Annotated in this window: 18 protein-coding genes and 1 pseudogene; 3 read left to right on the top strand and 16 right to left on the bottom strand. The window is 40.8% G+C overall.

The window, feature by feature from the left end; translation table 11 throughout:
- Positions 1-22: 22 nt before the first annotated feature.
- The 15 genes from CAN34_RS04510 to CAN34_RS04445 all read right to left on the bottom strand — a co-directional run bounded on the left by CAN34_RS04510 (position 23) and on the right by CAN34_RS04445 (position 8,775).
- Positions 23-1,381: a replicative DNA helicase gene (locus CAN34_RS04510; RefSeq protein ID WP_089554626.1), complete on the bottom strand. Its 1,359-nt coding sequence runs from the start codon at positions 1,379-1,381 to the stop codon at positions 23-25.
- Complete coding sequence (locus tag CAN34_RS04505; protein ID WP_089554625.1) at positions 1,378-1,929, bottom strand: hypothetical protein; 552 nt, start codon at positions 1,927-1,929, stop codon at positions 1,378-1,380. Before CAN34_RS04505 ends, CAN34_RS04510 begins: the two co-directional genes overlap by 4 nt.
- Positions 1,910-2,749: a hypothetical protein gene (locus tag CAN34_RS04500; protein ID WP_089554624.1), complete on the bottom strand. Its 840-nt coding sequence runs from the start codon at positions 2,747-2,749 to the stop codon at positions 1,910-1,912. The genes CAN34_RS04505 and CAN34_RS04500 overlap by 20 nt, the downstream gene beginning before the upstream one ends.
- Positions 2,715-3,155: a DUF1376 domain-containing protein gene (locus CAN34_RS04495; protein WP_089554623.1), complete on the bottom strand. Its 441-nt coding sequence runs from the start codon at positions 3,153-3,155 to the stop codon at positions 2,715-2,717. Before CAN34_RS04495 ends, CAN34_RS04500 begins: the two co-directional genes overlap by 35 nt.
- Positions 3,136-3,285: a hypothetical protein gene (locus CAN34_RS14205; protein WP_165767611.1), complete on the bottom strand. Its 150-nt coding sequence runs from the start codon at positions 3,283-3,285 to the stop codon at positions 3,136-3,138. The genes CAN34_RS04495 and CAN34_RS14205 overlap by 20 nt, the downstream gene beginning before the upstream one ends.
- Entirely contained in the window at positions 3,282-3,515 is a 234-nt protein-coding gene (locus CAN34_RS04490) for a hypothetical protein (RefSeq protein WP_089554622.1), read from the bottom strand. Before CAN34_RS04490 ends, CAN34_RS14205 begins: the two co-directional genes overlap by 4 nt.
- 4 nt (positions 3,516-3,519) lie before the next feature.
- Positions 3,520-4,143 (bottom strand): hypothetical protein, encoded by a 624-nt coding sequence (locus CAN34_RS04485; protein ID WP_089554621.1) that lies wholly within the window; start codon positions 4,141-4,143, stop codon positions 3,520-3,522.
- Positions 4,136-4,711, bottom strand: a complete 576-nt coding sequence (locus CAN34_RS04480) for a hypothetical protein (protein WP_089554620.1) — start codon at positions 4,709-4,711, stop codon at positions 4,136-4,138. Before CAN34_RS04480 ends, CAN34_RS04485 begins: the two co-directional genes overlap by 8 nt.
- Entirely contained in the window at positions 4,698-4,976 is a 279-nt protein-coding gene (locus CAN34_RS04475; protein ID WP_089554619.1) for a hypothetical protein, read from the bottom strand. The genes CAN34_RS04480 and CAN34_RS04475 overlap by 14 nt, the downstream gene beginning before the upstream one ends.
- Positions 4,969-5,244, bottom strand: a complete 276-nt coding sequence (locus tag CAN34_RS04470; protein WP_089554618.1) for a hypothetical protein — start codon at positions 5,242-5,244, stop codon at positions 4,969-4,971. The genes CAN34_RS04475 and CAN34_RS04470 overlap by 8 nt, the downstream gene beginning before the upstream one ends.
- Positions 5,231-5,758, bottom strand: coding sequence for a KilA-N domain-containing protein (locus CAN34_RS04465; RefSeq protein WP_089554617.1), 528 nt, complete (start codon positions 5,756-5,758; stop codon positions 5,231-5,233). The genes CAN34_RS04470 and CAN34_RS04465 overlap by 14 nt, the downstream gene beginning before the upstream one ends.
- Positions 5,759-5,760: 2 nt before the next feature.
- Positions 5,761-6,045: a helix-turn-helix domain-containing protein gene (locus CAN34_RS04460; protein ID WP_089554616.1), complete on the bottom strand. Its 285-nt coding sequence runs from the start codon at positions 6,043-6,045 to the stop codon at positions 5,761-5,763.
- A gap of 3 nt (positions 6,046-6,048) precedes the next feature.
- The gene (locus CAN34_RS04455; protein WP_089554615.1) at positions 6,049-6,303 is read right to left on the bottom strand and encodes an AlpA family transcriptional regulator; all 255 of its coding nucleotides are present in this window, start codon (positions 6,301-6,303) and stop codon (positions 6,049-6,051) included.
- 117 nt (positions 6,304-6,420) lie between these two features.
- Complete coding sequence (locus tag CAN34_RS04450; protein ID WP_089554614.1) at positions 6,421-7,284, bottom strand: hypothetical protein; 864 nt, start codon at positions 7,282-7,284, stop codon at positions 6,421-6,423.
- A gap of 159 nt (positions 7,285-7,443) precedes the next feature.
- A complete protein-coding gene (locus tag CAN34_RS04445; RefSeq protein ID WP_165767610.1) occupies positions 7,444-8,775 on the bottom strand; it encodes a tyrosine-type recombinase/integrase in 1,332 nt (443 codons plus the stop codon).
- Positions 8,776-9,100: 325 nt separating this feature from the next.
- Between CAN34_RS04445 and CAN34_RS04440 the strand changes: the two genes are divergently transcribed.
- Positions 9,101-9,778 (top strand): DNA-3-methyladenine glycosylase, encoded by a 678-nt coding sequence (locus CAN34_RS04440; RefSeq protein WP_089554612.1) that lies wholly within the window; start codon positions 9,101-9,103, stop codon positions 9,776-9,778.
- Between the two features lie 12 nt (positions 9,779-9,790).
- On the opposite strand, the gene CAN34_RS04435 is transcribed toward CAN34_RS04440, so the two are convergent.
- On the bottom strand, positions 9,791-11,749 hold the full coding sequence (locus tag CAN34_RS04435; RefSeq protein WP_089554611.1) for a mechanosensitive ion channel family protein: 1,959 nt from the start codon (positions 11,747-11,749) through the stop codon (positions 9,791-9,793).
- A gap of 411 nt (positions 11,750-12,160) precedes the next feature.
- On the opposite strand from CAN34_RS04435, the gene CAN34_RS04430 reads away from it, so the two are divergent.
- Positions 12,161-14,110, top strand: coding sequence for a TonB-dependent receptor (locus tag CAN34_RS04430; RefSeq protein WP_089554610.1), 1,950 nt, complete (start codon positions 12,161-12,163; stop codon positions 14,108-14,110).
- 168 nt (positions 14,111-14,278) lie between these two features.
- Positions 14,279-14,355, top strand: a pseudogene (locus tag CAN34_RS14070) (IS5/IS1182 family transposase); the annotation flags it as partial.

Below are 14,355 nucleotides of genomic sequence, written 5' to 3'. Positions count from 1 at the left end.
ATCCATATCTGTTGTCGTTTTTTCACGCCTTCTTCCCGTATTCCGGCACATCATTAAAACTATCGTGATATGGCATGTGATTACTAAAACGCCCCATATGCCCCTCAAAAGCCAATCTAACTGTATTGGTGCCACCGTTTCTATTCTTAGCCACTATGATCTCAGCCATACCGTCCAGCTCAGTGCTACCATCTTTTTTCTTGTAATAATCATCGCGGTAAATAAATAGCACTTGGTCTGCGTCCTGCTCTATTGAGCCACTGTCACGTAAGTCACTTAATACTGGTCGCTTATTCGGCCTACTCTCTACCGCCCTGTTTAACTGTGATAGTAAGATAATTGGACATTCAAACTCAGCGCCCATCGCTTTCAGTGCCTGAGTGGTAGCACCTATCTTTTTAACGGAGTCATCGCCGTTCAAGCCGTCCATCAACTGTAGGTAGTCAATGCAGACTGAGCCAATCTTGCCGTACTCACGCTTTAATTTATTCATGTGCGTTCTGATATGTGAAACGGTCAAACCTGTCTTGCGTACAATCTTGATCTTCATTTGCGCTCTAGCAGTAATCACCTTCTGAAACCTTGCTTGCTCATCTTCATTCATCTGCCCTGCTATCAATCTGTCAATCGGTACACCAATCTCAGCCGCGAACATTCGGTTGGTTAAGTCTGCCTCGTCCATCTCAATGCTAAAGAATACCGATACGCCATCTTGATATTTCGCTAAGTGTGTCTGCATATTCATAGCGAGCAATGACTTGCCTTGACTTGGACGCGCTGCCACGATGCACAAATTACCAGCCTTTAATCTCATCAAGTTATCAAGCTCAGGGAATCCAGTATCAATGTAAAGCTTGACTCCATCATTAGCTGACTGAATACGCTCAACCAACCCATCTATCATGTCGTCAATATCAAATATTTCTTTTTCATCAACTGATCCCTCTAAATTAGCCAATGCGCTCAATATCTTGTTATTAACGTCATTCGTCTTACTTTCTGCATCTTCTAAGCTGTACAAACCTTGCTTTAAGGCGTTTATCGACCGCCTGCGTAATGAGCTAGCTTTTATAAGTTCTGCATGACTGCGTAGGCTTCTAGGGCTTGCTCTAGGCATATCGAATAATTGAGCAAAATAACCTGATGGGCATTTATCATCACCAATCTGACCGCGCTCAGCCATCAAATCACTAACCATGACTAAATCGTAAGGCTTGTTTTCTGCTGCAAGGTCTGCAACTGCTTGGTAAATATATTGATGCCTAATAGCTTGAAAGTCATCAACTGTCAGTAAGTCACTGGTCACATCAAAATCACCATCAAAACCAAGAAAACTATTCAGAATGGATTTCTCTGCTTGAATACCGTTTGTAATAATCATTTCGTGTCACCCGCTAACAGTGCCTTGAGGTTGGCTAAGTATTCGCTACTGACTGGACTAACAATAGCTACCTCTGCGCCTTCATTTGTAATTTGCAGTACTTGTGGCTTTTTAAACTCTGCGCCTTGTGAGTGAGCTTGTATTACTTCTTGATAATGCTTTTGCCACAATGGATAAGTTATGTACTCATAACCTTCTCGCATTTGACCGAATCCCACTCGTCTAGCTGTCTCATAAGCAATTGGGCAATCTGTGCGCTGATTCGCTGCATCGAGATACGCTTGACGCATATCAGGGTAATTCTCTGTTACTGCACCTCTGGCTAATTCTAAAAAGTCGGCTGGTGCTGTTGGTGGCCATGTCATCGATAAGGTTTTTCGTTTGGCTGTCATAAATTCATCAGGGGTAGTTGCTAAGTCGTTCAGTGCGATATACCAAACAGTCACTGTCTCAATATCCCAATCTTCATCTTTCATTTTTGTTCTAAATAAACGCTTCCAACCCTTAAACAAACTCGCTATATCGCCTTTAGTTAACTGTGTATTCATGCCATCCCCCTTCTTCTTCTGCGAGCTGTGCATCAAGCATGTCATCGAAACTTCTTGATCCTGATTGCCTTGGTTGTGTGTTTGCATAATTTGGTACCTGCGTATTGGTTGGCTGTGGTTGACGCTCGATAATTTCATCTAACCAACACTGACCGTTTAAGTAAGTAAGTGGGTTTTTTCGATACTGCTTGTCGCTGTTAGCTGCCACATAATCAAAGACATTAGCCATGATCTCTTTGTGCTGCTCATGAGTTAGTTTTGACCATTTGGTTTTGCACTTAGCTGTATCGACTTTTTTACCGTAAGCATTCCAGAAATCATCAAACTCAATCACGCCATTAGAATCTGTGTTTATATCTGGTTTACCATCTGTGTTTATATCTGGTATAGGTCTTGCACTTTTGAAGAATGCATTTTGCAATTCTGCAATATCCATTTTGCAATATTGAAATATCCATTTTGCAGAAGTGAAAATTGCATTTTGCAATAATGAAAAATGGCTGTTATCAAGGGCTGCAACGCAAAAATTAGGCATTGAGTACCATTTGGTCCGGTCATAACCAGCTTTGTTGTAGTTACCTGACAGTATTAATCCGTCATTTTCCATCTGCTTTAACAACCTATTTACCTTGCTTGCTGTGTAGTAAGGAAATAGCACCGTAAATGCTTGAGCTGAGTTGTAAGTCCAGTAGTAACCGTCATGCAAATTCTTATTGCTTGCCTGATTTTTTTCTAACCAAAATCGCAAGTTATAGAGAATTACTGCTTTCTCTACGCCATGCTTTTCAGCGTCGTGAACGTAAAAACTGTGTGACTTCATTTTTTACCCCCAAGATGCTATTTTGCTTGCTAACCTCTCTGTCACAACGGTCGTTGATACAATCATCTTCTGTAAGCTCAAAGAAGTAACGCAATACGACCGCAATGCTATCGCTATGCGAACGCATACTTACTAGTAATGCGATTTCATCAACATCACTCGGCAGTGGCTTTTCGTTCAGATAGCAATAATCCATCATTCGACGATGTACTTGGAGGGATGCCAATTCGTAAGCAGGTATGCTATGATCATTCTCGTGGTTTCTAACCACTGTTTTGAATGATGTTCGCTTGTCTGCTAGTCCTTGCCGTGGAGTTAGCACGAAAGTATTTATCGCTCTCAAAAAGCCTGAGCTTATCGCTCGGGCTTTTTTGTGTGCGTTCTTTTTACGCGGTGTGGTAGTCATTTTCCCCTCCCTGCTCGCTTATTTCCTTGCGACTTGGCTTGGTGGGCTTACGCGCAGACTGATACTTTTGGTAATGATTCTTACGCTTGGCATGACTACGGTTACGTTTAGGCTGCGGGAAGGTCTTCATAGAGAACCCTCCTTGTCAGCAAGTAGCTGTGCCAGTTCGTCCTCTGAATAATGCTGAAGGTCTTGGGCTAAGTATTGTCCAAGGTCGGCAAGTTTTTGCGCTTTGTGAATATCACCACTCTTAAGATCATCTTTGATAGTAGTGAATAAGGCATCGATCCAGCCTAGGTGGATTTGTTCGCCTGTCTTGGTATCGATATACTCTTGTCTTAACTGATTGATAGTTTTCATATTCTTAACCCTCTACCTTGCCAAAACCAGTTTGTTCTAATGGTTTATTGAGCGTATCAAGTCGGTGGTTAAGAATGCTATGCCATCTATCAGTAGTATCGTGCACAAGGCGCGCCATTGACTTAACTTGATTAGAGGAGATGTCCTCTCTATAGATTAGGTTGAGTAGCTGACCAATATCGTACATGACCTCAGCAGCGCCAGAAACGTCACAAGCGGTATCAGACAACATGCAAGGCGATATTAAGACAACCTCGTTATCATCTGCTTCGGTGGCGTCGATTACTTTACGCTGGCTTGATGGGATAGTTGGGGTATTACCGTATAAGGTATCGATTGCTAGCTGATTAGAGGGTGTGTTGTGGTAGAGGCTTGGTTGGAAGTCACCCGTTTCACTATCATTAGCGCTGACAAAAAAGCCTTTAACGTCATAGTAGAAATAGCTACCGTCGAACTCGAGCGCCAATACGTTACGATTGCCGTATGGGTCACGCTCCAACAGAAAAGGATAACTGCTTAATGACGGGCACAGCACAACATCACCAATATCAAAGGTCGTTTGACTGGCTGCCGGTATGAATTTTGGGGTGGTGGTGCTTTTAGAGGTCGTACGAACTGAATTACCCATGATGGATAGCTCCTAACGTTTTTTGAGTTAATGCCACGCTATACGGTAAAAGTATAGGGTGACGGGTCTTACTCTCGGTAACGTTAGTAACCGCCCTGCATATTCGCCTTTCGGCTCTTTTATTTTGCAGCGTCAACCCGTCATAGTCGGTTAGCAAGTGACTTGCTATAGATATGAGGGAATGCCCCCTTGATACGCTTAAGTGCGCTCTTAGGGTGGTGCTTGATTGCATAGTAACAGCTTGAGAGGCTGCGCTATTATCAGGCACAAAAAAAGCCAATAAGTTACGGCTGGCTTGTCCGCTAACGTTTTTTGAGAGATCTACATAGTAACGCTTGTTAGCATGACTTGTAAAGTCTTGTTTTTCACTATCGCTAAAATCAAATAAATGGGTAACCACCCTTGTTACATCATTTTTTATATGCGTCATTATTGTCTGATATTTAGTGGGCTGCTTTGCTTTAGCGAACATATTTATAATGCTGCTACTAAAGCTCGAATTCATGTCACTTAGACTCGAATTTGCCCCGTGGCGGCCTTTTAGATTGATTTTGTTATCGTTGCTCATCTCTTACGTCCTCCACGTTAAAAGCGATTTCTGCTATATTTTTCGATAGGTTTTTTAGTGACTCTACTTGCCTATTAATTTTGGGTATCATTGACAGGTTTTGCATTTTGTTCTCAATCTCTGCAATTTCTGTCATGGTGTTAATCAGGGTCACATTGGCGTGCAAGGTAATGATTAACTGGTCAATAAAGCCATCAGGTATCATCAAAAAGCCCTGTTCTTTTAGCCTATCCATCACCTCGTTTACTAAGTCACTACTACTCATGGCGCGTAACCTCCATTTCAGGTAGCAATATAAGTCCGCTCATCATTTCGCTCACGATGCTTCCCAACTCACTATTGGCAAGCAAGGCAGACCTTACGGCGACTATCACGCCCTTGCTTACGTCATCGTCGGTATTGATCGCATTGAGCGCCATTGCTAGGCTCTCAGCATCGTTTGATAGGTCTTGTATGCGGTCATCGATGACAGACAAGTAATAGCTATCTACTGCCACTAGGCGCGGTTCTAAGATGTCGTTATTGCTTTCCACTGTCAGCACCTCCTACAAGTTCAAGGCTGGGTTGCATCTGCTTAAGGGTGCTATTAATATCTTGCTGTATCTGCGGCTTGATCTGCTTACCGCCAATGCAAAGAAAACGCCCTGCTATAGTGAGTCCAGCATCAACCGCGCTTAAGTCACGGCATAAGCCATTAAGTCGTTGGCTAAGTTTCTGTTGCTGATTGGCAATTGAGTCAAAGGCACGTATAACCATTAGTTGAAAGCGTGGGCTAATCCACATCGCATAACTATAAACAAGCTCACGGCATACAAAGGTGCCTTGCTGTTGTGACTCACCACCTTGAATGACTTTGTAAGCTATTGAATTTGTTCCGTTACTCATATCTGAGGAACGCTCTATTTCATCAATTAAACCCTTTGTGGCTTCTAACCGCATAAAGTTACTGGCTTGGTGCTTCTTATTACTGCCACTGGCTCTATGTAGTTCATTGAGTGAGTAAAGCCCGTCTTTCATACCTATGGCGCTGTTTGAGATAGTAAGCATGATTAAATACCCTCAGCATCAGTGATTGACTGCATATCAAGTAAGGTTGCTTCATCGAGCCAATAGACCGAAAAACGCTTGTCGTTGTGCGTAACTATTTCGCTTTGAATGGTTAGCCCTGCGGTTCTTAGATCATGTATGCGTTGAGCCAAACAAGTTATTTGATAAAGGCGGTAAGCGTCCCATGTGGTGATTGTTGCCCCGGTCATCAGGTGCGCTTTAACAATCTCTAATTGAGTTTTAGGGGCTTGCTCATTAGTCACTGGGGCGGTGGCTGTAGTCGTCATGATCTACACCTCGCTAGCAGTTGAAGTGTGATTTTCGAGCCATAGCAATAGGTCAGCATTCCTAAACATTGGAATACCGTTTACATTGATAGGTTTTGGGAATTTACTTGCTTTCCACCAGCGTCTTAGCGTTTGGTGATGAAGTCCGATAAGTTCAGCTGTAGGCTGAATACGTGAATAGCCTTGAGGGTTTAGTGGGGTTGGTTGCTCATCTCTAGCTTGGTTGCTGTCATTGATGGTTGCATTGGTATGGGTCATAAGATCACCTGTTAGTTAATGATTAGTAACAGGTGCCATATTAGGATTATGATAGATAAGGCGGTAGATAGGTATTCTAGAACTTAGGGGGTAATCCTAGAATTTAGGGGTCTTTGGTTACAAACTTCTACAATCAATTGGGCTTAACTCGCTAAGTATTTTTGATATTAATTGTGTGCGTAACTTGTTTTCATTGCGTGTGTTGCCATAGTCTTGGATTGCATACTTTTTCAAAATGCCTGGCGGTACTTCACCGGATTTCTTAAGCCAGTTATCAACTTGAGGTATTGTTAATCCTAAATGAGGTAGCAGATCAACTACTAAGGCCGCCACTTGTATGCGCATTAACAGATTTGTATCTTTATCATAACTCCATATCCTTTTTGCTAAGGGGATTGCTATCTCTTTTTTCTCATCAGTATGCCTTTGTATAGGCGTAGGTTTACGTTTTTCTAACTCCTCGTAAGATACATAGCTATGATTTGCTACTACAACTCCAAGCGCATTACCTGAGCCAAGAATATAGTTCATAAAGTGATGCTCTTCTCCTAAAATTAAATATATTTCAGCAAAGGTTAATAATATAGCGGTGTAGGTGATCTGTTTTGCGCTGGTATGTTTGTTTTGTTCAATATTTTGATCTAATTCATTATAGTAACTGCCCATTAATTTGTTTTTTATAACTTCTAAGAAGTTCTCTTCTTCATCGTCATAGTTATTTGTAGCGTATAACTCAAAAAATAACCTTAATACTTCTAGCCTTAAAGCGGTAAATTCGTTTAAGGCTGGCTTAATAGGCAAGCCCTTTTCTTTCACTAAATCTCTTAAGTGACCATGAAACTGGGTTCTTTCATGTAAGATATACCTAAATAACTCTTCTTTTCTTTCAGTGTCTAATACAAGGCGTATGCCTATAGGTGTTCTTTCACTGTCAGCAATTACCTGAGATAAAATCTTTAAATTATATTTCTTGTCACTCATAATCATGCCTTACTTGTCATTCATACCTTAATAAAAAAGGTGCAAGGCAAGCTACCTAAGGCATGAAACGGTAGCAGTTCGGGTAATTAGTCCTAGCCTTGCATTCGGTATGACAGCCCGTAAGCTATCAAAACTGGTTAATCTGTCTGCTACTTGGCTTTAGCCGTGTTTTTGTTTGTCTGCTTTCTTGAAGTCTGCACGGATCACGTTATCAAACTTGCCAGCTTTTATATTGTCTAGATAGTTCGCCCAGTCGTTCATCATGTCTGCTCTTTGCTCTAAGCCTGTCATGCGGTTGTATGCTGTGCCATATGCGTTTAGCATGCGGTGGCCTAGCGCCAGCTCGGTTATCAGTTCGTCATAGCCTAGTCGCTCCATTAGCATAGTTTTTGCGCTACTTCTAAAACCGTGTGGGCTATGAATGTCTTTGTAACCTTGGCCGTTGTTCATTAAATCACTATTCAATACTTTATTGATTTCTTGTGTATGGTGGTAAGGCTCTTTTTTGCGCCTAGTGTTATGAAATACATAGTCGCTATCACCTGTAAGCGGCTTCATTTTCTCTAATAAGGTAATAGCTTGCGGTGCTAGTGGTATAACCATACTGGCAACCATGTCGGCCCTGTTACCTGCTTTCTGTGGCTTAAGCTCCCATTGTTTTTTTAACCAGTTAATATCTGTCCATTTCATCGTACAAACGTCACCAACTCGAACAAACGTTAATGCTAATAGCTGTAATACGTGCTTATTGTGTAGCTGGCTTGCATCGTCTAATTGGTCAATATTTTTTAGCAGTTCGGCAAATTCTTTAGGCTGTGTTAGTGATGGGTAATGGTTGGGTTTATGAGCTTTTAATGTGCCCCTCAAGTCGCTGGCTGGATTGTACTCAATAACCATATGAGCCTTAGCGATTTGTAGAATGCTCTTTAATAAACTTTTGACTTGTAGGCCTTTAACTGGGCTAGTTTTTTGTATATCAGTTATAAACTTTATAACTACGCTGGAGCTAATGTTTGTAACCTTCATATGTCCTAGTTTTTGCTGAATTGGTTTTAATATAACCTTATTATTTTTTATAGTAGATTTGGATAAATCTTTGCTCTTTTGTATTTCACTCCATTCATTGATAAAGTAGTTTAAAATGTTTTGGCGGTCTGTTATGTCTTTTTGCTTGGTGTCCGCTCTTTGTTCTATTGGATCAATATCTTTGGCTAACAGTTGCATATTGTCGCTATGATATTGACGGGCATCGGCAAGGCTTAACGCTGGATATTGTCCTAGCGTCATGTAAGGGCGTTTGCCAGTAATTGGGTGGGTGTAACGGTGTCTAAAATCGGCTGTAGCGTCTGGGTTATCTTTATGCGGTCTTATGCGTACCTCTAAGCCTGTATAGCCAGCTATAGGGTAACTGATAGTCTTGCCAGCTTTGATAGTGTCTTTGATTGCTCGTTTGATTTGGGTATCGGTTGTTAAGTCTGTTTTGATCGTCATCATATCACCTGCAAACTGGTAGCCACCTTGGTAGCCATTTAATTAGCATTTTCACACTTGCTCTATCGTTATCACAAGTGACATATTAGCACTAAAGTCATGTTAAATAAAGGCTTTGGCGTTATCAGGTTTTATTAGTCTTTATCAAAATAGACTACGCTAATGCAGTCCTTTTTTTATAGCGATACTGAATTTATATTCTAGTAACTCAAAATATAATACGTGCGATTGTCACAACATTCTGCTGGTATAAATTTTATGGTTAATCGACTATAAATAGCTTCATTCATGTTGAATAGCTTTAATCATATAGGATAAGTCTGTCATGAGCTTACAAATTATTGAGACTATTGAAAGCGCTGAAAACATCGACGCCGTTGAAATAATGGAAACGACTGAACAGCTAAAGCTTCACATCAACGCACTGATCGCTATTGAGCCAAGATTTGCTCCTATTTACGATCAAGTGGGCGTACCAGACTTACGACTTAACGCTGGTGGCTTTGAGCAGCTACTAAGAGCGATGGTGGGTCAACAACTCTCCGTAGCAGCGGCTTCAAGCATTTGGAAAAAACTGCTTGACGCTAACCTCACCTCACCGCAAACGATTATTCAGGTAGAAGACGATATATTGCGAGCACAAGGTCTATCTAAACAAAAAATTCGTTATGCGCGCTCATTGGTTGAGCATGATATCGATTTTGAAGCATTAACCACAATGAATGATAACGAGGTGCTTAAAACACTCACTGCCGTCGTTGGCATTGGCCGTTGGACTGCCGAGATGTATTTATTATTCTCTTTGGGGCGATCTGATGTACTCGCTGTCGATGATTTAGCGATTAAAGTCGCTGCGATGCATTTATTAGGCTTAGCAGAACGCCCAACGCCAAAGCAATTAGAGACAGCAACTAAAGAGTGGTCGCCACATCGCAGTGCTGCTAGTTTACTCCTATGGTCACATTATGGCTGGCTGAATAATAGAAAAGCTCTGCCAGTATAATAGGCTACTTCACTACATGTTTTTTACTTTAGGAAATCGAAAGCTCTTTTTTACCTGTTTGAACTTTAATCTCGCTAAAGCATAACCGCGATTTTTATGAATGTGTTTGTATCTATTATCCACCATGTGCTTTTTTAAGGTATCTTTGGGCTTCTCTATTATCTGCTCATTATCAATAGTATCCACATCTTTGCTTAAGTTAACCGCTTGCGGCTTATCAGCAGCAGCATTTTTTTGATCAGCCTTCTTGTCAGCTGCCTCACTTTCGCCTTCATGTTCTAATTGAGCCAGAAGTTCTGGTTGCTTGACAATAAGCTGCTGTGTTGGCAAGGCATGCTCTACATCATATTTTCTAACTTGCATTAACAGATCAACGAATAACACGTTTTGCTTATCGTAGAATTCAATAATACCGCTAGCATTGACGTAGGCTTGTAATTGAATAATATAGCAATCTTGACGTAACTCTAAAATATTGACCTGATTCCATTCTTGGTTGGTCAACTCGTGTTCATCCAAAAACTTATCCAAGTGCTTAACCATTTGGAAAACAACGTCGATATCAGCCGTACGTTTGATATATAGCTGATGTAAAAAGCGGAACATATCACGCGAGGTAAAGTTTTCAATTTGCATCGATGAAAAATCACCGTTAGGTACGGTGACGATAGTACGGGTCAAGGTACGCACGCGCGATGAACGAATACCAATATCGATGACAGTACCCTCATAAGTACCAAATTTACAATAGTCACCGATGCGTACGGGCGAATCGGCCACCACCACGACACTGCCTACTAAGTTTTCGATGGTCTTTTGCGCACCTAATGCTAACGCTAAACCACCTACCCCTAATGCGGCAATACCAGTCGTTAAATCAAAGCCCAAATTGCCGAAGGTAACGATGACTGCAAATATCAACAGCAGCGCTTTGACAATTTTGCGTAGCAGTCCCAAAATTGAGACCCGTTCAGTATAGTTTTTCTTATAGCTTAAATTCACTGCACGGGTAAACAAGGCGTCGATAATGCGTAATAACAACCACGTTATCGCTACCCATGAAGCAATCTCAGCGAAGCGGTTGACCGGCTCGCGCAAGGTCACTGACACGCCAGCGTAAACCATCACCTCAGATAGAATCAGTGCCATAATCACCACAGCCAACGGCAATATGACTCTATCTGGCAATGGCAGTGGTACACCACGGACACGAGGATAAGTGAGTTTTAACAAATGATACAGTAGCCATACGGCAATATAAGTGAATAAAAAACTGCTGATAGTCATCGCCAAAGCGGCTACCAAGTCAGCCAACTGATAGCCGAATAGTTTTTTACCTTCTAAAGAATCAATGGTATAGCGAGAGACTAAAGTGGGCTCAGAATTTTCTATGACTTCTGGTATTGAGCTGAGCGTATCAGTAGAAAACTGCCAGTATTGTTCCCCTTGCTTAGAAACCACTCTTTCAAGTACCAGCGGTACACTTTTATCACTGACGTTGATGACACCCACATTTTCTTGGCTTGGCGGTAGCTGATCGGTTAAATTGCCTTCAGGCGTATTATTAATTTGCAAATCAGGCTGAAAACGGCCACCCGCATCAAGCGCTTGTTTAAACTGCCGCACGATTGTAGTCGGATTATCAGACTTGGATAAATTTAAATAATTACTCGCCAGCAGATAATCGTTTTCTCCCAGCGCATTGAGAAACCCTTGTACAGTATGACGCGGCGTATCACGTCCAAATGAATCCGGTATCGATGTATCAGCTCCTTCTTCCGTTTTTGTGCCACCCACACCCAGTATGCTCGCTTCAGCGGCCAGCGCACTATGTGGCGTGATGACACTTAATATCATGACGATAAGAAATGCGATCACCATTAGCGGTGTCTTAGTTAATAATATTAATGAAGATGGAGATTGCGAGGAACTAGTACTCAGATTACGCTTAATAGACAAAACAAACCTCATAGCTTTATGAATGGCATAACGAAAAACAGATAAAATCTGCCACTATAATAGCAATTATTTATGACAGCAATGCTTTTGATTGCGTGTTTTTATGGCGAAACGTGTTATGCCTACGACGCTTTCACTTTTTATAAACGACATAGCAATCTTGATGATAAAAACCATCATCACTCGTCAACAACATTATCTAATAACCTTGTAAAAGTCGCTGATAGCAGTTAAACCAATAAATAGCAGCCAACCTTGAGAGATATTCACCTTATGATGAATAAAAATTAGGTTAAAGTGGTTTATAAGTCGAGCACTTTTATAGATAATGGCGACGTGTAGTTTATTTATTACTTTTTGTAATTTTTCACTTCTTGGCTCTCTCTTCTGTATTTTATTTATTTGACCAATTTGGAATTAAATATGGCTTTATCACGTACATCTTCGACTACCTATCTTCGGTTATGTATTTTAAGCACGCTTGGCGTATTTGCCATGAATACAACAGCTGCCACTAGTGAACTAAATATCGTCAGCGCCATGAATGATAGCGAGCTACCAGAAGTTGAGCTTGATAAAATCGTCGTTACAGCCACGCGTACGCCCACTAAAACCAGTAACGTCATTGCACAAACTCGCGTTATTGATAAAGAAGACTTAAAGCGTTTCCAAGGTCAAAATGCACTTGATATTATTAAACGCCAGCCAGGTATTAGTCATTACACCAATGGTGGTCCTGGTACCACCTCAAACTTTTATATGCGTGGATATGATAACAAGCAAATACTGGTGCTTATTGATGGTGTACGCTATAGCTCAATTAGTGCTGGCGGTGCAACATTAAGCCTATTGCCTGCTGATCAAATCGATCGTATTGAAATACTGTATGGTGCCTCAGGTTCCAGTATTTACGGTGCCGATGCGATGGGCGGTGTCATTCAAGTATTTACTAAAGGGGCTAATATCGGTAGAAGCAATGTATCAGTAACTGCAGGCATAGGCTCACATAACGAGTATTTATATGGCGCTAGCGCTCAGTTCACTAATGAAAAAGGGACAACATTAGGCTTATCAGCGAATCATAATGAAACTGACGGCTATAATGCGACGCTACCAAGTAATTTACCTTCTCAAACAGATAATGATGGGTTTAAAAGTAATAACTATAGTCTTTCATTTAGCCAAAAGATTAATGATAACTTGAAATTTGGAGTCACTGGTATTTATTCAAAATCAAAAACCGATATTGATTCTTATGATGATTACCTTACTAATGCTCCTGCTTTAGAAAATGCTTTTGCAGAACAAAACAATGGTGCTGCTAGTGCTTATATTGAGCATTCTGATGATAATGGTAGTAATACTAAGCTCACTTATGGCTATAGTATTGACGAGTCAACAACCTATGAGACGAGTTTAAAAAATGGTAGTGGATACAACACTAACCAACAACAGATAAGCTTAATTAGATCTCAAAATTTACCAATTGGCAAAGCCGTTTTTGGTGCTGAACACTTAAATCAAGAGCTAAAATTGAATGTATACGAAGCAGCTGACAGAAAAGTAACTAGTGGGTTTGCTGGTTATAATCTAGTGAACAACACATTCGATCTACAAGCGAATTTGCGCCACGACGATTATTCAGACTTCGATAGTAAGACGACTTACAGTTTAGGTGGTGCGTACCATATTAACCAAAACCTTCGTACTGGCGCTAGCTATGCCAAGGGATTCCGCGTCCCTACTTTTAATGATTTATACTACCCAGATTCAGGCAATCCTAACTTAAAACCTGAAACTAGCGATAACTATGAAACCTTTATAGAATATGACACAGATATCCAGTCTACACGGTTAACTGGATATCATAATAAAGTTGATGACTTAATCGGCTTTGTTTCCATATTTGATGCTAATGGCTATTATGCGGGCGGTAGTAGTGAAAACGTTGATAAAGCTAAAATTGAGGGTGTTACCTTAACATCAGATTGGATTGTTGATAGCTATTTATTTGGTGGTAGCTATGATTATCAGCAAGCTAAAAACGATAGCGGCGGTCTTGAAGATGGTAACTTCTTAGCTATTCGACCTGAGCATAAAGCCATGGTATATGCAGGTTACCGCTTACCAAGCTTGGATGTTCGTGCTGAATACCAATATATTGGCGATTATTATAGTGATGTCGCCAATACAGATTCACAGTTGGTCAATTCCTACGGTTTATTGAATATCAGCGGTAACTATAAACTCACTGATAATTTATCTATGACTGCTCGTTTAAATAATATTGCTAATAAAAAGTACATTACTCTACCGGGTTATAACACTGATGGCACAAACTTCTTTACCTCTTTAACCTATAACTGGTTCTAAGCTTATTTAGTGAAAATCACAGCTTATGTATTAATAATCAAGGTCATCAATTGGTGGCCTTTTTTATGGGTCTCAATAGGGCGTGTTGAACATTGGCGATAAAGTGTTGGCAAAAAAAATAGCGAACGTCTAATCTTTAAGTTCTCACACCAAAAGATCACGTTCGCTATGCCTCGTACCATGCTCAAAGATGAACACTGGACTAGACTAAGAACTATATTCCTAGAACTGAATATTTATGACAC

Source organism: Psychrobacter sp. DAB_AL32B, assembly GCF_002224105.1.
Lineage (GTDB): Bacteria > Pseudomonadota > Gammaproteobacteria > Pseudomonadales > Moraxellaceae > Psychrobacter.
The sequence above is the reverse complement of the archived record's forward strand: the minus strand, read 5'-3'. Positions and strand labels throughout refer to the sequence as shown.